This window comes from Streptomyces ochraceiscleroticus (assembly GCF_000720485.1).
Taxonomy (GTDB): Bacteria; Actinomycetota; Actinomycetes; order Streptomycetales; family Streptomycetaceae; genus Streptomyces; species Streptomyces ochraceiscleroticus.
The window spans coordinates 20,627-38,262 of the sequence record NZ_JOAX01000020.1 but is presented as its reverse complement, the minus strand read 5'-3'; the positions used below and the strand labels follow the sequence as shown (position 1 = coordinate 38,262).

The 17,636-nt window shown below is 73.6% G+C and carries 16 protein-coding genes; 12 read left to right on the top strand and 4 right to left on the bottom strand.

Features of this window, described 5'->3' with window-relative positions; all coding sequences use genetic code 11:
- Nucleotide 1: 1 nt before the first annotated feature.
- From IG84_RS0123400 to IG84_RS0123350, 11 genes are all read left to right on the top strand, one after another.
- A complete protein-coding gene (locus IG84_RS0123400) occupies nucleotides 2-1,579 on the top strand; it encodes an ABC transporter substrate-binding protein (RefSeq protein WP_031060656.1) in 1,578 nt (525 codons plus the stop codon).
- 28 nt (nucleotides 1,580-1,607) lie between these two features.
- The gene (locus tag IG84_RS0123395) at nucleotides 1,608-2,561 is read left to right on the top strand and encodes an ABC transporter permease (protein ID WP_031060654.1); all 954 of its coding nucleotides are present in this window, start codon (nucleotides 1,608-1,610) and stop codon (nucleotides 2,559-2,561) included.
- Nucleotides 2,558-3,487, top strand: a complete 930-nt coding sequence (locus IG84_RS0123390; RefSeq protein ID WP_031060651.1) for an ABC transporter permease — start codon at nucleotides 2,558-2,560, stop codon at nucleotides 3,485-3,487. Before IG84_RS0123395 ends, IG84_RS0123390 begins: the two co-directional genes overlap by 4 nt.
- Complete coding sequence (locus IG84_RS0123385; RefSeq protein ID WP_031060648.1) at nucleotides 3,484-4,500, top strand: ABC transporter ATP-binding protein; 1,017 nt, start codon at nucleotides 3,484-3,486, stop codon at nucleotides 4,498-4,500. Before IG84_RS0123390 ends, IG84_RS0123385 begins: the two co-directional genes overlap by 4 nt.
- The gene (locus IG84_RS0123380) at nucleotides 4,497-5,525 is read left to right on the top strand and encodes an ABC transporter ATP-binding protein (RefSeq protein WP_037800787.1); all 1,029 of its coding nucleotides are present in this window, start codon (nucleotides 4,497-4,499) and stop codon (nucleotides 5,523-5,525) included. The genes IG84_RS0123385 and IG84_RS0123380 overlap by 4 nt, the downstream gene beginning before the upstream one ends.
- Before the next feature lie 68 nt (nucleotides 5,526-5,593).
- Nucleotides 5,594-7,453: a gamma-glutamyltransferase family protein gene (locus tag IG84_RS0123375; RefSeq protein ID WP_031060640.1), complete on the top strand. Its 1,860-nt coding sequence runs from the start codon at nucleotides 5,594-5,596 to the stop codon at nucleotides 7,451-7,453.
- 164 nt (nucleotides 7,454-7,617) lie between these two features.
- A complete protein-coding gene (locus tag IG84_RS0123370) occupies nucleotides 7,618-8,502 on the top strand; it encodes an inositol monophosphatase family protein (protein ID WP_051862299.1) in 885 nt (294 codons plus the stop codon).
- Nucleotides 8,503-8,550: 48 nt separating this feature from the next.
- Complete coding sequence (locus IG84_RS0123365; protein WP_031060634.1) at nucleotides 8,551-9,963, top strand: phytoene desaturase family protein; 1,413 nt, start codon at nucleotides 8,551-8,553, stop codon at nucleotides 9,961-9,963.
- Nucleotides 9,964-10,029: 66 nt separating this feature from the next.
- Nucleotides 10,030-10,584 carry an O-acetyl-ADP-ribose deacetylase gene (locus tag IG84_RS0123360; RefSeq protein WP_037800786.1) on the top strand — a complete coding sequence of 185 codons (555 nt, stop codon included), beginning with the start codon at nucleotides 10,030-10,032 and terminating at the stop codon, nucleotides 10,582-10,584.
- Nucleotides 10,585-10,679: 95 nt separating this feature from the next.
- A complete protein-coding gene (locus tag IG84_RS0123355; protein ID WP_031060626.1) occupies nucleotides 10,680-12,206 on the top strand; it encodes a DNA-3-methyladenine glycosylase 2 in 1,527 nt (508 codons plus the stop codon).
- Nucleotides 12,207-12,327: 121 nt separating this feature from the next.
- Nucleotides 12,328-12,807: a methylated-DNA--[protein]-cysteine S-methyltransferase gene (locus IG84_RS0123350; protein ID WP_382467523.1), complete on the top strand. Its 480-nt coding sequence runs from the start codon at nucleotides 12,328-12,330 to the stop codon at nucleotides 12,805-12,807.
- Nucleotides 12,808-12,818: 11 nt separating this feature from the next.
- On the opposite strand, the gene IG84_RS0123345 is transcribed toward IG84_RS0123350, so the two are convergent.
- Complete coding sequence (locus IG84_RS0123345; RefSeq protein WP_031060619.1) at nucleotides 12,819-13,316, bottom strand: NUDIX domain-containing protein; 498 nt, start codon at nucleotides 13,314-13,316, stop codon at nucleotides 12,819-12,821.
- 42 nt (nucleotides 13,317-13,358) lie between these two features.
- On the bottom strand, nucleotides 13,359-14,480 hold the full coding sequence (locus IG84_RS0123340; protein ID WP_051862298.1) for an ADP-ribosylglycohydrolase family protein: 1,122 nt from the start codon (nucleotides 14,478-14,480) through the stop codon (nucleotides 13,359-13,361).
- A 258-nt stretch (nucleotides 14,481-14,738) separates the two neighbouring features.
- On the opposite strand from IG84_RS0123340, the gene IG84_RS0123335 reads away from it, so the two are divergent.
- The gene (locus tag IG84_RS0123335) at nucleotides 14,739-15,863 is read left to right on the top strand and encodes a glycerate kinase (RefSeq protein WP_031060611.1); all 1,125 of its coding nucleotides are present in this window, start codon (nucleotides 14,739-14,741) and stop codon (nucleotides 15,861-15,863) included.
- A gap of 293 nt (nucleotides 15,864-16,156) precedes the next feature.
- On the opposite strand, the gene pssA is transcribed toward IG84_RS0123335, so the two are convergent.
- Together pssA and IG84_RS0123325 are read right to left on the bottom strand one after the other, a co-directional pair.
- Nucleotides 16,157-16,999, bottom strand: a complete 843-nt coding sequence (pssA, locus tag IG84_RS0123330; RefSeq protein ID WP_030252842.1) for a CDP-diacylglycerol--serine O-phosphatidyltransferase — start codon at nucleotides 16,997-16,999, stop codon at nucleotides 16,157-16,159.
- On the bottom strand, nucleotides 16,986-17,633 hold the full coding sequence (locus IG84_RS0123325; protein ID WP_031060608.1) for a phosphatidylserine decarboxylase: 648 nt from the start codon (nucleotides 17,631-17,633) through the stop codon (nucleotides 16,986-16,988). Before IG84_RS0123325 ends, pssA begins: the two co-directional genes overlap by 14 nt.
- Nucleotides 17,634-17,636: the final 3 nt, after the last annotated feature.

Below are 17,636 nucleotides of genomic sequence, written 5' to 3'. Positions count from 1 at the left end.
CTTGGCGGTTGGGCTGGTGATCGGCGCCGCGGGGTGCGGGTCGCTCACCTCCGCCGCCACCGAGGTGGGCGGGCTCCGGATGACCGACCCGCGCCCCGTGCGGGACGGCGGCACGCTCACCGTCGCCCTCAAGTCCGACCCCGACAAGCTCGATCCGACCCTCGCGCAGACCCTCGTCGGCCGCACCGTCTTCGCCGGCATGTGCGAGAAGCTGTACGACACCGACCACGCGGGCAAGGTCGTGCCGCAGTTGGCGGCGGCCCTGCCGAAGACCTCCGACGGCGGCCGGACCGTGACCGTCCCGGTCCGCCACGGCGTGACGTTCAGCGACGGCACCCGCCTCGACGCGGCCGCCGTCGCCCGCTCCCTGGAACGTCACCGCACCCTCCCCGGCTCCGCCCGCGCCACCGAACTCGGCCCGCTCGTCAAGGCCGAGGCCGCCGGCCCGTACACCGTCCGCATTCGCCTCAAGGGGCCGTACGTCCCGCTCACCGGCGTGCTCGCCGACCGCGCGGGCATGGTCATGTCCCCGCGGGCGCTCGCGAAGTACGGCAAGAACTTCACCAACCACCCTTCCTGCGTCGGCCCGTTCAAGTACGTCGAGCGCGTCGCGGGTGACCGGATCGTGCTGGCGAAGGACCCCCGGTACTACGACGCGGACAAGGTCCACCTGGACCGCGTCGTCTACAAGACCATCACCGACGGCAGCGTCCGGCTCGCGAACCTGCGCTCCGGTGACGTGCAGGTCGGCGACCAGATGGGTCCCGTGGAGGTGCAGAGCTCGCTCACCGAGCCGCAGCTCCAGCTCTTCAACTCGCCCTCGCTCGGCTACCAGGGCCTCGGCTTCAACATCGGCAATGTGCACGGGACGGGGGAGAAGCCCGGGAAGCTGCGCACGGTGCTCGCCCGTGAGCCGCGCGTCCGCGAAGCCTTCGCGCTCGCCCTGGACCGCAAGCTGATCAACAAGGTCGTCTTCCAGGGCATGTACGAGCCGGCCTGCGGCCCCGTCTCGCCGGAGTCGGCCCTCGCACCGGGGGCCGACGGCTGCCCGGAGCGCGATCTGCCGCGCGCGAAGAAGCTGCTCAAAGAGGCGGGCGTCAAGCTCCCGGTGCTGATCGAGCTGAAGGTCTCCACCTCGCCCGAGGACAGCCGCCTGGGCCAGGTGATCCAGGCGATGGCGCGCGAGGCGGGCTTCGACGTAAGGCTGCGGCCCATGGAGTACGCGACGCTCCTGGAGGAGACCGACGCAGGGCAGTTCGACGCGTACGTCAGCGGCTGGTCCGGGCGGCTCGACCCGGACGGCAACATCGCCTCCTTCGTCGGCACGGCCGGCGCCATGAACACCTACGGCATCTCGGACCCGGCGATCGACCGGCTGATCGCCGAGGGCCGCACCACCGCCGACCGAGCAGGCCGCGCCCGCGTATACACACAACTCGCCGACCGTATAGGCGACCAGTACGCGCTGATCTACCTCTACCGGCAGAAGAACTACGTCGTGGCACGGAAGGACGTGGCGGGCGTGCGGGTCTACGGCGACGGCCTGGTGCGCGTCAAGGATGCGGGGTACGCCCGATGAACTGCTTCATGAACGCGGGGTGCGCCCGATGAGCAGATATCTCCTCACCCGGCTCCGGCAATCGGTCATCACGCTCTTCCTCGTCAGCGTCGTCGTCTTCGCCGGCATCCGCGCCCTGCCCGGCGACCCGGCCCTCGCGCTGGCCGGCGAGGAGCGCAGCCCCGAGGCGCTGGCCGCGATCCGCGAGGCGTACGGGCTGAACGACAACATCGTGGTCCAGTACGGACGGTTCGTCGGCCACGCCCTCACCGGCGACCTCGGCACCTCGGCCCGCACCGGTCTGCCCGTCCTGGACTCGATCCTCAACGCCCTTCCCGTCACGCTCGAACTGGCCGCGCTCTCCCTCCTCCTGGCCGTCGTCCTCGGCATCGGGACGGGCGTCCTGGCGGCCGTGCGACGCGGCAGGGCGACCGAGTGGCTCGCCAACGCCGTCGCCCTGCTGGGGCTGTCCGTCCCCACCTTCTGGCTCGGCATCGTCCTCGTCCTCGCCTTCGCGATCGCCGTACCGGTCTTCGCGGCGTCCGGTTACGTGCCCTTCGGCACGGATCCGGTCGACAATCTGCGGCGCATGGTGCTGCCGGCCGTCGTCCTCGGCTCCGGGCTCGCGGCCGTCGTGATGCGGCAGACCCGCGGCGCGATGCTCGACAGCCTCTCCGCCGACTACGTCCGCACCGCCCGTGCCAAGGGCCTCTCGCGGCGCCAGGTCATCGGCGGGCACGCGCTGCGCAACAGCCTGGTGACCGTGGTGACCGTCCTCGGCCTCCAGCTCGGCCACCTCATCTCCGGCGCCGTCGTCACCGAGCAGATCTTCGTCCTGCCCGGCTTCGGCAAGCTCACCATCGACGCGGTCTTCACCCGCGACTACACGATGCTCCAGGGCGTGGTGCTGTGCACCTCCGCCGCCTACATCCTCGTCAACCTCGCGGTCGATGTGCTCTATTCGGTCATCGACCCGCGCATCCGGCTCGGAGGCGCCCGATGACCGCCACTCCGGACAGCCCGGCCACCCCAGCCGCTGCTGACGCCCCGGTTGCGCCCGCCGTGCCGCCCGCCGGCGCGCCGCGCCCCGGCACCCTGCGCACCCGGCTGCGCGCCCTGCGCAGGAACCGGCTCGCCCTCACCGGCACCGTGATCGCCGCCGTCTTCGTACTGGCGGCACTCTGCGCCCCGCTGCTCGCCCCGTACGACCCGGCAGGGCCGGACTTCGACGCCGCGCTGGCGCCGCCCTCCTGGGCGCACTGGCTCGGCACCGACGACCTCGGCCGCGACCAGCTCTCCCGGGTGATCTACGGCGCCCGCGCGTCCATGCAGGTGGGCCTGCTCGCCGTGGTACTGGCCTTCCTCATCGGTGTACCGCTGGGCCTGGCCGCCGGGTACTACGGCAAGTACGCCGACTCCGCGGTCTCCCGGCTCACCGACACCCTCCTCGCCTTCCCGTTCCTCGTCCTCGCCGTGGGACTGGCCGCCGTCCTCGGCCCGTCGCTGCTCAACGCCACGCTCGCCATCGGGATTTCGCAGGTGCCGGCCGTCATCCGCATCACACGTGCCGAGACGCTGCGCCTCAAGCACCTGGACTACGTGGGCGCCGCGATCGTCAACGGCGGCGGCGACGGCACCGTCCTCGCGCGGCACATCCTCCCGAACGCCACCTCGGCGCTGATCGTCCAGGCCACCGTCGGCATCCCCGCCGCGATCATCGGCGAGGCGCTGCTCAGCTTCCTCGGCCTCGGCGTCCAGCCCCCGGCCCCCTCGCTCGGCGTGATGCTCGCCGGCGCCCAGCCCTTCCTCGGCCCCGCGCCCTGGATGGCGGTCTTCCCCGGCCTCGCCATCGTCGCCGCGACGCTGGCCTTCAACCTGCTCGGCGACGGACTGCGCGACGTCCTCGACCCCCGCGGAGGCACCCGATGAAGCCCTCGACGAGTCGCCAGGCTCTGGGCGCACCCGTACTGAGCGTCCGCGACCTGTCCGTCTCCTTCCGCTCCGACACCCGCACCGTGCATGCCGTCGACTCCCTCTCGTACGACGTGGCGCCCGGGGAAGTCCTCGCCATCGTCGGCGAGTCCGGCTGCGGCAAGTCCGTCACCTCCATGGCCGTCATGGGCCTGCTGCCGTCCACCGCGACCGTCACAGGGTCCGTCCGGCTCGGCGACCGGGAGCTGGCCGGCGCTGCCGAGAAGGAGCTGGCGAAGGTCCGCGGCAAGGACCTCGCGATGATCTTCCAGGAGCCGATGACCTCGCTGAACCCGGTCCTCACCGTCGGCCGCCAGATCGGCGAGGTACTCCGCCGCCACCAGGGCCTGAGTCGCGCGGAGGCGAAGGAGAGGTCCGTCGAACTGCTCGGCCTGGTCGGCATCCCCGCCCCGGAGCGCCGCGTGGCGGAGTACCCCCACCAGCTCAGCGGCGGTATGCGGCAGCGCGTCATGATCGCCATCGCGGTGGCCTGCGACCCGGCCGTCCTCATCGCCGACGAACCGACCACCGCGCTGGACGTCACCGTCCAGGCCGGCATCCTCGAAGTCCTCCAGTCGCTGCGCGAACGCCTCGGCACCGCGATCGTCCTCATCACCCACGACCTGGGCGTGGTCGCCGACGCGGCGGACCGGGTGCTGGTGATGTACGCGGGCCGGGCCATCGAACAGGCCCCGGTCGACGAGCTGTTCGCCGCGCCCCGGCACCCGTACACACGCGGCCTGCTGGGCGCCGTGCTGCGGCCGGGCCAGGAAGGCAAGCGCCGGCTGCCGGAGATCCCCGGACTGGTACCGAGCCTGACCGCCCAGCCGGACGCCTGCACCTTCGCCGACCGCTGCGCGCACGCGGATGAACGCTGCGGGACGGCGCGACCGCCGCTGACACCCGACTCGGGCCACCGGGTGGCGTGCTGGCACCCCGTCGCAGTGACGCATGAGGAGGCCGCCCGATGAGCGCCGTACACAACATCCCGGCCCCGCGCGCCTCCGCAACGGACGACGCCCCCGTACTTGAAGTACGCGATCTGGAACGGCACTTCACCACCTCCGGCGGCACCGTGCGCGCCGTGGACGGCGTCAGCCTCACCATCGGGCGCGGCGAAGTGCTCGGCCTGGTGGGGGAGTCGGGCAGTGGCAAGTCCACGGTCGGCCGCTGCGTGGTCCGCCTGGACGAGCCGACCGGCGGCCGCATCGCCCTGAAGGGCACCGACATCACCCACCTCTCGCGCCGCGCCCTGCGCCCGCTCCGCACCGACATGCACCTGGTCTTCCAGGACCCGTCCTCCTCGCTCGACCCGCGCATGACGATCGGGCAGATCGTCGCCGAGCCGCTGCGGCTGCACCGCCTGGTACCGAGGTCCGGCCTCCGGGGCCGCGCCGAGGAGCTGCTCGGCCAGGTCGGGCTGCGCCCGGAACACGCCGACCGGCACCCGCACGAGCTCTCCGGCGGCCAGCGCCAGCGCATCTCCCTCGCCCGCGCGCTCTCCGTAGCCCCGGACCTCCTGATCGCCGACGAGCCGACCTCGGCCCTGGACGTCTCCGTCCAGGCATCCGTCCTCAACCTCCTCGCCGACCTGCAGCGGGACCGCGGCTTCGGCTGCCTGTTCATCACCCACGACCTGGCGGCCGTGGAGTTCCTGGCGGACCGGATCGCCGTGATGTACCTGGGCCGGATCGTCGAGGAGGCCCCGACGGCACAGCTCTTCGCCGACCCCCTCCACCCGTACACACAGGCCCTCCTCTCCGCGGCCCCCGTACCGGACCCCACCCTCCAGCGCACCCGCGAACGCATCGTCCTGACCGGCGACCTCCCGAGCCCCCTGTCCCCACCCCCGGGCTGCCACTTCCACACGCGCTGCCCGGTGGCGATGGACCGCTGCCGCACGGAGGTACCGGAGCTGCGGGAGCTGAGGGAGCCGCCCGCCATGTCCCGCAGAGTGGCGTGCCACCTGGCCAACACAAGCCCGTCCGGCGATTGAGGACGAGCCCGCAGGGCGATCCCGGCGCGCCACAACGCACCCGCACCAAGTCACCGACAGGAGCCAGTTTGTTCACCACCCGCCCCACCCTCAATGGCACGTTCGGAATGGCCTCGTCCACCCACTGGCTGGCGTCCCAGTCCGCCATGGCCGTCCTGGAGGGCGGCGGCAACGCCTACGACGCCGCGGTCACCGCCGGCTTCGTACTGCACGTCGTCGAGCCGCACCTGAACGGCCCGGCCGGCGAGGTCCCGATCATCCTCGCCCCGGCCGGCGGCCCCGTACAGGTGCTGTGCGGCCAGGGCCCCGCCCCGGCCGGCGCGACCGTCGCGCACTACACCTCGCTCGGCCTCGACCTCGTCCCCGGCACGGGCCCGCTCGCCGCCGCCGTACCGGGCGCGTTCGACGCCTGGATGGTGCTGCTCCGCGACCACGGTACGAAGTCGCTCGCCGAGGTCCTCTCGTACGCCATCGGGTATGCACGCAATGGCCACCCGGCCGTCGAACGCGTCGGCGAGACCGTGGAGACCGTCCGCGAGCTCTTCGAGAACGAGTGGACGACCTCGGCCGAGCTGTACCTCCCCGGCGGCCGTTCCGTGGCTCCCGGCGGACTCCTGCGGAACGAGCCGCTCGCCGACACCTGGGAGCGGCTGGTCCGCGAGGCCGAGGCGGCGGGCCCCGGCCGCGAGGCACAGATCGACGCGGCCCGCCGCATCTGGCGCGAGGGCTTCATCGGCGAGGCGATGGCCGCCTTCGCCGCGCGCCCCGCCATGGACACCTCCGGTGAGCGGCACGCCGGCACGCTCACGGGCGACGACCTCGCCGCCTTCCGGGCCACGTACGAGGAGCCGGTCACGTACGACTGGAACGGCTGGACCGTCGCCAAGGCGGGCGCCTGGTCACAGGGCCCGGCCCTCCTCCAGCAGCTCGCGCTGCTCCCCAAGGAACTGCCCGCCTACGGGAGCGCCGAGTACGTCCACACCCTCATCGAGGGCACCAAGCTCGCGATGGCCGACCGCGAGGCGTGGTACGGCGACGCGGAGGGCGCGGGCGCGGCCGACGTACCACTGGGGACGCTGCTCTCGGCCGAGTACAACGCCGGGCGCAGGGCGCTGATCGGCGGCACCGCCTCGTACGAGCTGCGCCCCGGCCGCCCCGAGGGCCGCGCCCCGCGCCTCAGTAAGCACGCCGCCGCCGTGGCCGCCGGAGAGCCGGGCTTCGACGCGCTGGGCGTCTCCGGCGCCGGCGAACCGACCGTCGCGACCGGCACCGGGGGCGCGGGCAAGGCCGCCGTCGCCCCCGAAGTGGACCGCAACGGCGCCACCCGTGGCGACACCTGCCACATCGACATCGTCGACCGCTGGGGCAACATGGTCTCGGCCACGCCCTCCGGGGGCTGGCTCCAGTCCAACCCGGTGATCCCGGGCCTCGGCTTCCCGCTCGGTACGCGGCTGCAGATGGCCTGGCTGGAGGAGGGGCTGCCCAATTCCCTCACCCCGGGCCGCCGCCCGCGCACGACCCTCACCCCGTCCCTGGCGCTGCGCGACGGGGTGCCGGTGATGGCCTTCGGCACGCCGGGCGGTGACCAGCAGGACCAGTGGCAGTTGCACTTCTTCCTGGCCGTGGCGGTGCGCGAGCCCGTACGCGGCGGCCTCGACCTCCAGGGCGCGATCGACGCGCCGAACTGGCACACCGACTCCTTCCCCGGCTCCTTCTTCCCGCGCGCCATGCGCCCGGGGAGCGTGACGGTGGAGTCCCGTATCGGCGAGGAGGTCGTCGCGGGGCTGCGGGAGCGCGGTCACGACGTGACCGTCGGTGACCCCTGGTCCGAGGGCCGTCTGTGCGCGGTCGCCCGCGACCCGGAGACCGGCGTACTGTCCGCCGCCGCGAACCCGCGGGGAATGCAGGGATACGCGGTGGGCCGCTGACTCCCCGATACCGACCGGACACCACAGGTCACCACTGTCCGCGTGCACCTGGGGTTCATCTGGACGCCAGGTGCCGTGTCAGTGGTCCGTGCTTCCATGGAGACATGATCGAAGCAATTCCTGCGATTCCTGCAAACAACGACGACAGGACGGACAGGGCGGACATGACGGGCTCGGCCGTGACGGCGGAGGCCGTGCTCGCGGCCGTCGACCTGGACGCCGTCGAGAAGGCCGTCCGCGAGGCCGCGGCGGCCGAGATCCTGCCGCGCTTCCGGCAGCTCGCCGCCCACGAGGTGGTGGAGAAGAACGGCCCGCACGACCTGGTCACCATCGCCGACCAGCGCGCCGAGGAGCACCTCACGACCGCCCTCACCGCCCTGCTGCCCGGCTCGGCCGTGGTGGGGGAGGAAGCGGTGCACGCCGACCCTGCGGTGCTGGGCGCGCTGCGCGGCGACGCGCCCGTGTGGATCGTGGACCCGGTCGACGGCACGCGGCAGTTCGTGCACGGCGACCCCGGTTTCGCGACCCTGGTCGCGCTCGCCCACCGCGGCGAGCTGCTGGCCTCCTGGACGTACGCGCCGGCGCTGGAGGAGATGGCCGTCGCGGTGCGCGGCGGCGGCGCCCGGCTGAACGGCCGCCGGCTCCGCGCCGGCGCGCCGCACGAGGGCAAGATCCTCGAAGTGGCCATGTCGCACCACGACTTCACCACCGTCGCCGAGAAGCGCGCGCTGTCGGGCCTGGTCTGCGAGGGCGTCGCGCCCCGCCCCTGCGGCTCGGCGGGCCTGGAGTACCTGGCCGTCGCCCGCGGCACTCTGGAGGCCACGGCGTTCACGTGGGAGAACGCCTGGGACCACGCGGCGGGCCTGCTGCTCGTCCAGGAGGCGGGCGGCGCGAGCATGACCCTCTCCGGCGCGCCGTTCCGGATATCCGGGGGCAACACCCTGCCGTTCACCGCGGCGCGGGACGAGGCGACCGCCCGGCGTATCCTCGACCTGCTGGCCGGTGACACAGGCTCAATGGCAGGTGACACGGGCTCGGCCGCCGACTGATCCTCGACGCGGAGGATCGACACGAGGGGAGTGGCGCAGGTGCCGACGATGCTCGATGCCGTGGTGATCGGAGCCGGACCGAACGGCCTGACGGCGGCGGTCGAACTGGCCCGCCGGGGCATGTCCGTCGAGGTCTTCGAAGCCCGCGACACGATCGGCGGCGGCGCGCGTACGGAGGAGCTGACGCTCCCCGGCTTCCGGCACGACCCCTGCTCGGCCGTGCACCCCACCGGGATCGGCTCGCCCGCCTTCCGTGACCTCCCCCTGGAGCGGTACGGCCTGGAGTGGCTGCACCCCGAACTCCCCATGGCGCACCCCTTTCCGGACGGCAGCGCCGCCGTGCTCTCCCGCTCCGTGGGCGAGACCGCGCGTTCCTTCGGCGTCCGCGACGCCGGACCGTACCGCCGCCTGGTCGACCCCTTCCGCGGCAAGTGGGACACGCTCGCGCGCGACATGATGCGCGGCGTCTTCGAGGGCTTCCCGCGCGACCCGGTGACGCTCGCCCGCTTCGGCCTGGCCGGCATCCCGCCCGTGGCCGTGCTGAACCGCCGCTTCCACGACGAGAAGGCGCGCGCCGTCTTCGCCGGCTGCGCGGCGCACGTCATCCACCCGCTCACCGGCATCGCCACCGGCGCCATCGCCCTGACCTTCATGCTGGCGGCGCACGCGTACGGCTGGCCCATCGCCCGCGGCGGCTCGCAGGCCATCCCGGACGCGCTCGCCGGGTACCTCCGTGACCAGGGCGGCGTGATCCACACGGACTACGAAGTCAAGCGCCTGGACGACCTGCCGCCCGCCCGCGCGTACATCTTCGACACCTCGCCGACGGCGCTGGCCCGCATCGCGGGGCTCGGCAACGCCTTCGCCTCGTACCGCTACGGCCCCTCCGCCTTCAAGATCGACTACGCGCTGTCCGGGCCCGCCCCGTGGACCTCCGAGGAGGCCCGCCGCGCCGGTACGGTCCATGTCGGCCCCACCGAGGGCGACATCGGCCGCGCGCTGCGCGACGCCCATGAGGGCCGTGCCCCCGAGCGCCCGTTCCTCATCACCTCCCAGCCCAGCCTGATCGACCCCACCCGCGCCCCCGAGGGCAAGCACACCTTCTGGGTATACGGCCACGTCCCCAACGGCTGGACGGGCGACCTCACCGACGCCATCGAGCGCCAGTTGGAGCGCTTCGCCCCCGGCTTCCGCGACCTCGTACTGGCCCGCGCGACAGCGGGCCCGCCCGAACTGGCCGCGCGCAACGCCAACTACGTCGGCGGCGACATCGGCGTCGGTTCCTTCTCCGGCCTGCAGACCCTGCTCCGTCCCAAGCCCCGCCGCAATCCGTACACCACCTCCCACCCCGCCGTCTTCCTCTGCTCCTCGGCAACCCCGCCGGGCGGCGGCGTCCACGGCATGTGCGGCCACAACGCGGCCAGGGCCGCCTGGCGCCGCATCAGGGAGACCCGCGGCTGAGCGCCTGCGTACCGGGGTCCGCCCCACAGCCTGCGGCGGGCGCGGCGGCTGCGCGATGATGCCCGTATGAGTACGGGCAAGGACAGGCACGACGAGGGCGCGCGGCTGACGCTCGTCCTCGGGGACATCACCGAGCAGGACGTGGACGCCGTCGTGAACGCCGCCAACTCCTCGCTGCTGGGCGGCGGGGGTGTGGACGGGGCGATCCACCGGCGGGGCGGGCCGCGCATCCTGGAGGAGTGCCGGGCGCTGCGCGCGTCCCGGTACGGCCGCGGGCTGCCCACCGGCCAGGCGGTGGCGACCACGGCGGGCGACCTGCCGGCCCGCTGGGTCGTGCACACGGTGGGACCGGTGTACTCACGGGAGGAGGACCGGTCCGCGTTGCTCGCCTCCTGTTATCGGGAGTCGATGGGCGTGGCGGTGGGTCTGGGGGCCCGTACGGTCGCCTTCCCGGCGATCTCGACGGGCGTGTACGGGTGGCCGCTGGACGACGGCGCGCGGATCGCCGTGCGGACGGTGCGCGAGGCGCTCGCCCGCGGCACCGGCCCGCTGGACGAGGTCCGCTTCGTCGTCTTCGACGACCGGGGCCGGGAAGCCTTCGCGGCGGCGCTGGAGGAATAGACCGGGCGCGGGAGGGGGCCCGGAGGCCCCTGGACCGCCACGTCCATGTCGGATTCTCGCCAGCCACCGGGCGCCGCCTGCGAAATCCTTGAGGCATGCACACCGACACCGAGCGGTGCGTACGCGCCGTGCAGTCCAAGGACGCCCGTTTCGACGGGTGGTTCTTCACCGCCGTCACCACGACGAAGATCTACTGCCGGCCGAGCTGCCCGGTGGTCCCTCCCAAGCCGGCCAATATGCGCTTCTACCCGAGCGCCGCCGCCGCGCAGCAGGCCGGTTTCCGGGCCTGCAAGCGGTGCCGGCCCGATGCCAGTCCCGGCTCCCCGCAGTGGAACGAGCGGGCCGACGCGGTCGCGCGGGCCATGCGGCTGATCGGCGACGGGGTGGTGGACCGGGACGGGGTACCGGGGCTGGCCGCGCGCCTCGGGTACAGCCCGCGGCAGGTGGAACGCCAGCTACTGGCCGAGCTGGGCGCCGGGCCGCTCGCCCTCGCCCGGGCCCAGCGCGCCCAGACCGCGCGGCTGCTCATCGAGACCAGCGCGCTGCCGATGGCGGAGATCGCGTTCGCCGCCGGGTTCGCCTCCATCCGTACCTTCAACGACACGGTGCGGGAGGTCTTCGCGCTGTCGCCGAGCGAGCTGCGGCAGCGCGCCCGACCGGCAGCGCGGCCCGACGAGGGCGACACCGGCGGCACGGGCGGCAGCGGCGGCGGTACCGGCGACGCGCCCCCGCTCACCACCCTCGCCCTCCGCCTCCCCTTCCGTAAGCCGCTGTGCCCCGACAACCTCTTCGGGCACCTCGCCGCCACCGCCGTCCCCGGCGTGGAGGAGTGGCGGGACGGCGCGTACCGCCGCACCCTGACCCTCCCGTACGGACACGGCATCGTGGCGCTCACCCCGCGCCCCGAACACATCGACTGCCGGCTCTCCCTGACCGACCTGCGCGACCTGGCCGGGGCCATCGCCCGCTGCCGCCGGATGCTCGACCTGGACGCCGACCCCGAGGCGGTGGACGCGCTGCTGGCGGATGATCCGGTACTGGCGCCGCTGATCACCAAGGCGCCGGGGCGGCGGGTGCCGCGCACCGTGGACGCGGACGAGTTCGCCGTACGGGCGGTGATCGGGCAGCAGGTGTCGACGGCGGCGGCGCGTACGCACGCGGGGCGGCTGGCCGCCGCGTACGGGGAGCGGATCGAGGACCCCGAGGGCGGCCTCACCCACCTCTTCCCGAGCGCGGCCGCGCTGGCGGAGCTGGACCCGGAGACCCTCGCGATGCCACGCACCCGGCGCGCCACGCTCACCGGCCTGGTCGCCGCGCTGGCCGACGGGGACCTGCAGCTCGGGCCCGGCAGCGACCGCGAGGAGGCCCGCGCCCGCCTCGCCGCGCTGCCCGGCTTCGGGCCCTGGACGGTCGAGTGCATCGCGATGCGGGCGCTCGGCGACCCCGACGCGTTCACCGCCACCGACCTCGGCGTGCGCCGCGCGGCGCAGGGCCTGGGGCTGCCCGGCACGCCGGCCGCGCTGCTCGGCCGGGCCGCCGCCTGGCGCCCCTGGCGCGCGTACGCGGTCCAGTACCTCTGGGCCACCGACGACCACCCGATCAACCACCTACCCACCGACTGAGAACCACCGATCGAGAGCCACTGACCGAGAACCACCGACTGAGAACCACCGACTGAGAACCACCGACTGAGAACCACTGACAACTGGGGGATCACTCATGTCTGTTCGTACGTTCACCGTCATGACCGAGACGCCGGTCGGGCCGCTCACCCTGGTAGCCCGGGACGGCGCGCTCACCGGCCTGTACATGACCGACCAGCGGCACCGGCCGCCGCAGGAGACCTTCGGCCACCCGGAGGAGCCGGCGGCCGAGCCCTTCGCCACCGCGATCCGGCAGCTCCGGGCGTACTTCGCCGGCGAGCTGACCGCCTTCGACCTGCCGCTCCGCCTCGACGGGACGCCGTTCCAGCGGCGCGTGTGGGCGGCGCTGTGCGAGATCCCGTACGGCGGGACGCTCTCGTACGGGGAGCTGGCCGGCCGGCTCGGCAAGCCGTCGGCCGCCCGCGCGGTGGGGCTGGCCAACGGCAAGAACCCGATCGGGATCATCGTGCCCTGCCACCGCGTCGTCGGCGCGGGCGGCGGCCTGACCGGCTACGGCGGCGGCCTGGACCGCAAGCGCCGCCTGCTCGACTTCGAGCGGCAGGTGACGGCGACCGCGTGAGGGGCCGCGGGTCAGGCCGGGCGTCGGGGCGGTACGCCGTCCTCCAGCTCGGCCGGCCCGCGGCCGTCCGCCAGCGCGTCCAGCGCGGCGCCCAGCCGCAGCCCGAACGGCCCGTCCACATAAGCGCCCAGCTCCGCCGGGTCCACCAGGCGCCAGGAGAGCAGCTCCTCCTCCTGGAGACGGATCGCGGCGAGCTGCGGCTCGTCCAGTACGCCGCCGTCGAAGAGGTACGACACCAGCGGCGGCCGCTCCCGGCCGCGCACCCAGTCCACGGCCAGCAGCCGGCCCGGCTCGATGTCCAGGCCGATCTCCTCGGCGGTCTCCCTGCGGGCCGCCTGCCGCGGCGACTCGCCCTGGTCGGACTCCACGGTCCCGCCGGGCAGGATCCAGGTGTCCTTGTAGTTGGGCTCGACGAGCAGGACGCGCCCGGCGGCGTCGCGGAAGATGGTGCCGGCGCCCGCGAGCACCCGGGGCAGGCTTGCGATGTAAGCGGCGTAATCCAAGGTCACGCCCGCGAGCCTAACCTCATCCGCCGCGTGCGGCACGGGCGTTCAGGCGTCAGGGCCGTCCGGGCTGTCACGGCCGCCGGCCGCCAGCCGGTACGTCCGCTCGGCCAGTTCGCTGATCCGTATGCCGTCGAAGCCGAAGACGGCGGTACGCAGACGGTCGTGCAGCGGCTCCGTCCACTGGGACGGGATCGCCGCCGCACCGCACAGCACGCCCGCCACCGAGCCGGCCGTCGCGCCGTTGGAGTCGGTGTCCAGGCCGCCGCGTACGGTCAGCGCGATCGTGGAGGTGAAGTCGCCCTCGCCGTAGAGCAGTCCGGCGGTCAGGACGGCGGCGTTCGGGACCACGTGGATCCAGTGCAGATGGCCGACCTCGCGCTCCATCTCGGCGAGCGTGTCCGCCCAGGCGAGGCCCGATTCGTACAGCGCCGTGGTGTGCCGGACGGTACGCGCGAGCCTGCTGCCCGCGGGGATACGGGCCAGCGCCGCCTCCACGGCTTCGCGCGGCCCGCTCGCCTCGAAGGCCGCCGCGATCAGCGCGGCCGCCCACATCGCGCCGTACACGCCGTTGCCGGTGTGCGAGAGGACCGCGTCCCGGCGGGCCAGCGCGGCCGCCCGGCGGGACCGGCCGGGGGAGACCCAGCCGTACACATCCGCCCTGATCAGCGCGCCGATCCACTCCTGGTACGGGTTGTCGGTGGTGGCGGCGAGCGGAGGCTTGATGCCGGTGGCGAGGTTGCGGTACGCGGCCCGCTCGGCGGTGAAGGTCTGCAGGTACGGCAGCCGGCGCAGCCAGAGCGTGCCGAGCTGTTCGGTGGTGAAGTCGGTGCCGTGGGTCTCCAGCAGGTCCAGTACCAGCACGGAGTAGTCGATGTCGTCGTCGCGGCAGCTTCCGTCGACCCGGCCGCGTACGCAGCTCCGCCACTCGGGGCGAAGCTGTGCGGCGTCCTCGGCGGACGGGGGCGGGGGGAGGTAGTCGGTGAGCGGCAGCGCGTCGGCCCGGCGCAGGTAGTGGTCGATGCGGTCGCGGGTCCACAGGTCGCCGTGCTCGATGGGCTTGCCCAGCATGTTCCCGGCGATCCGGCCGAGCCAGCCGCCGTGGATCCGGTCGGCGAGGCCGGGTGGCCGGGCGGCGTCGGTGGGCGCACTGCTCTGCGACGGCGTCATGCGTACAGGTGTACCGAAGTCCGCGGGGGTGTGCGCGGGTCCGAACGCGCCGAACCGGGACGCGGCGTGCGGAGGCGGGGTACCGTACGACCGTAGTGAGTGGAAAAATAAATCCGCTTCGTGGAAATCGTGATCGGCGTCTCTGTTCTCCCTGCCCGCCGCCGGATAGGGTCACAGCGGCGCGACGGCAGTGCGACGGCAAGGGGAGTCAGGGTGGCGGACGTGGACGCAGCAACGACAGAGGCACCGGCAGCACACGTGCTGATCGCCGCGGACAAGTTCAAGGGCTCGCTGACGGCCGTCCAGGTCGCCGAGCACGTCACGGTCGGTCTGCGGCGCGCCGTACCGGACCTCTCCGTGGCGGCCGTCCCGGTCGCGGACGGCGGGGACGGCACGGTCGCGGCGGCGCTGGCCGCCGGTTTCACCCGGCACGAGGCGCGGGTCACCGGGCCTCTCGGGGAGCCCGTCACGGCCACGTTCGCGCTGAGCGCCGACGGTACGGCCGTGGTGGAGATGGCCGAGGCGTCGGGCCTCCAGCACCTGCCGGACGGCGTCTTCGCGCCGCTGACGGCCACCACGTACGGCACCGGCGAACTGCTGCTGGCCGCGCTGGACGCGGGCGCCCGCTCCATCGTCTTCGGCGTCGGCGGCAGCGCCACGAACGACGGCGGCGCGGGGATGCTCGCCGCCCTTGGGGCGCGCTTCCTGGACCGCGGGGGTGAGCCGGTCGCGCCCGGCGGCGGGCCGCTTGCCGGCCTCGCGACCGCCGACCTGAGCGGGCTCGACCCGCGCCTGGCCGCCACGGAGATCGTGCTGGCCAGCGACGTCGACAACCCGCTCACCGGCCCGAAGGGCGCGCCCGCGGTCTACGGCCCGCAGAAGGGCGCGAGCGAGGCGGACGTCGCCACGCTGGACGCGGCGCTGGCGCACTACGCGAAGGTGCTGGAGGCGGCGGTCGGGCCGAAGGCCGCCGAGCACGCGGTGGCGCCCGGGGCGGGCGCGGCGGGCGGCATCGGGTACGGGGCGCTGGTCGGACTGGGGGCGACGTTCCGGCCCGGCATCGACGTCATGCTCGACGTGCTCGGCTTCGGCCCTGCGCTGGAGCGGGCCACGTTCGTGATCACCGGAGAGGGGTCGCTGGACGAGCAGACGCTGCACGGCAAGGCCCCTGCGGGCGTGGCCGCGGCGGCCCGTGCCCGCGGCCTGACCGTCGTAGCGGTCTGCGGCCGCCTCCTCCTCCCGCCGTCGGCGCTCCTCCAGGCCGGGATCGAGCGGGCCTACCCCCTGACGGCCCTGGAGCCGGACCCGGCCCGCTGCATGGCCCTTGCGGGCCCGCTCCTGGAACAGGCGGCGGAGTCCCTCGCGCGGGATTTTTTGGCGTAGCCGTCGGGCCGGGGATCGGGCGCGCCTCCGCGGTGGCGCGCGCGGTAAGCAGGCCCCGGACCCACCCCTTCCCGAAACCGGGGCTGCGCCCCTGGACCCCGATCGCCCTCCGGGCTCGTCCTCAATCGCCGGACGGGCTTGAAGAACAAGCCCCTCCGGCGATTGAGGAGCGGGGTCCGGGGCAGCGCCCCGTGCGCTCCGGCCCGCAGCCGCCCACAACGGCCGGAGGCCCGGTACGCACCCCCTGAGGGGCTCGTACCGGGCCTCCGTACGTCGGCCACCCACCGCCGGAACTACGGCAGCTGCGCTGCCCTGGCCTCGCGCCGATTGTCCCGGAACGTATTCACCCGCCGAGCCGTGGCGAAGAGCGGAATCATCGCGCCCGTCACGACCTGCAGCGCGCAGCCCGTCTGCAGCAGAAGCTGGCCGGCCGGCGCGTCCAGCGCCCACGCTGCGAGCATCGCCATGCTCGCCACGATCCAGGAGAGCATCGCGACCGCGAGGCGCCCCCGCGGCTTCGGGTACTCCACCCGGCTCACCATCAGCCACGCGACGCCGATGATCGCCAGCAGCGTCGGCAGGAACGGCAGCTCCAGCAGCACGATCGCCACGACGGTCAGCGCCCCGAAGGGGCTCGGCATGCCCTGGAACATCCCGTTCGGCACCGTCACGCAGGAGAAGCGGGCCAGGCGGAGGATCACCGCCAGCAGCACCACCACCGCCGCGACCACCGAGACCCGCTGGTTCGCGTCCTGGGCGACCATGCCCCAGGTCACCACGAAGTACGCGGGTGCCAGGCCGAAGCTGATCAGGTCGGAGAGGTTGTCGAGCTCGGCCCCCATCGCCGAGGCCCGCAGCTTGCGCGCGACCAGGCCGTCGAACAGGTCGAAGACCGAGGCGAGCAGCATCAGGATCACGGCCATCGCGGCGCTGTGGCGCGCCATGCCGCCGTCCTCGGTGCCCGTGAGGTGCGGGATCAGGACGCCGGTGGTCGTGAAGTAGACGGCCATGAAGCCGCAGATCGCGTTGCCGAGGGTGAGCGTGTCCGCTATCGACAGCCGCGTCGACAGCGGCATGTCGTCGTCCTCCTCCTCGGCCGCCCAGCCCGCCTGGGTATCGGGATCAATCACGGTCAAGACGAGTCACCCCCGCTGTGGTGGCCTGGCCGACCTCGACGGCGGCCTCGACGCCCTCGGGCAGGTACACGTCGACGCGCGAGCCGAAGCGGATCAGACCGATACGCTCGCCCTGCTCGACCTTGGTGCCCTCCGGGACGTACGGGACGATGCGGCGGGCCACCGCACCGGCGATCTGCACCATCTCGACGTCACCGATCTCGGTGTCGAAGTGCCAGACGACCCGCTCGTTATTCTCGCTCTCCTTGTTGAACGCCGGAACGAAGCCGCCGGGAATGTGCTCGACGGACGTGACCGTGCCGGCCAGCGGCGCGCGGTTCACGTGGACGTTCAGCGGGCTCATGAAGATCGCGACGCGGGTGCGCCCGTCCTTCCACGGCATGATGCTCTGCACCACGCCGTCGGCCGGGGAAATGACGCGGCCCTGAGCGATGTCGCGCTCGGGGTCGCGGAAGAACCACAGCATGCCCGCCGCCAGAGCGGTGGCGGGCACGGCGACGGCGGCCCAGCGTCCCGAGCGCCGGGAGCGGGCCAGGCTGACCGCTGCCGTTGCGACGGTCGGCAGGAGCCACGGCGACGCTCCACGCGCGAGGCGGACGCGACCGCGGTGTGCAGAGGATTGGCTGTGGGGCATGGA

Bases quoted from the DNA above. Each gene is read 5' to 3' on its own strand.
- IG84_RS0123365 (WP_031060634.1), top strand. From the start codon at position 8,551: ATGCTCGATGCCGTGGTGATCGGAGCCGGACCGAACGGCCTGACGGCG.
- IG84_RS0123325 (WP_031060608.1), bottom strand. From the start codon at position 17,633: ATGCCCCACAGCCAATCCTCTGCACACCGCGGTCGCGTCCGCCTCGCG.
- IG84_RS0123380 (WP_037800787.1), top strand. From the start codon at position 4,497: ATGAGCGCCGTACACAACATCCCGGCCCCGCGCGCCTCCGCAACGGAC.
- IG84_RS0123395 (WP_031060654.1), top strand. From the start codon at position 1,608: ATGAGCAGATATCTCCTCACCCGGCTCCGGCAATCGGTCATCACGCTC.
- IG84_RS0123360 (WP_037800786.1), top strand. From the start codon at position 10,030: ATGAGTACGGGCAAGGACAGGCACGACGAGGGCGCGCGGCTGACGCTC.
- IG84_RS0123385 (WP_031060648.1), top strand. From the start codon at position 3,484: ATGAAGCCCTCGACGAGTCGCCAGGCTCTGGGCGCACCCGTACTGAGC.
- IG84_RS0123390 (WP_031060651.1), top strand. From the start codon at position 2,558: ATGACCGCCACTCCGGACAGCCCGGCCACCCCAGCCGCTGCTGACGCC.
- IG84_RS0123355 (WP_031060626.1), top strand. From the start codon at position 10,680: ATGCACACCGACACCGAGCGGTGCGTACGCGCCGTGCAGTCCAAGGAC.
- IG84_RS0123350 (WP_382467523.1), top strand. From the start codon at position 12,328: ATGACCGAGACGCCGGTCGGGCCGCTCACCCTGGTAGCCCGGGACGGC.
- IG84_RS0123340 (WP_051862298.1), bottom strand. From the start codon at position 14,480: ATGACGCCGTCGCAGAGCAGTGCGCCCACCGACGCCGCCCGGCCACCC.
- IG84_RS0123370 (WP_051862299.1), top strand. From the start codon at position 7,618: ATGACGGGCTCGGCCGTGACGGCGGAGGCCGTGCTCGCGGCCGTCGAC.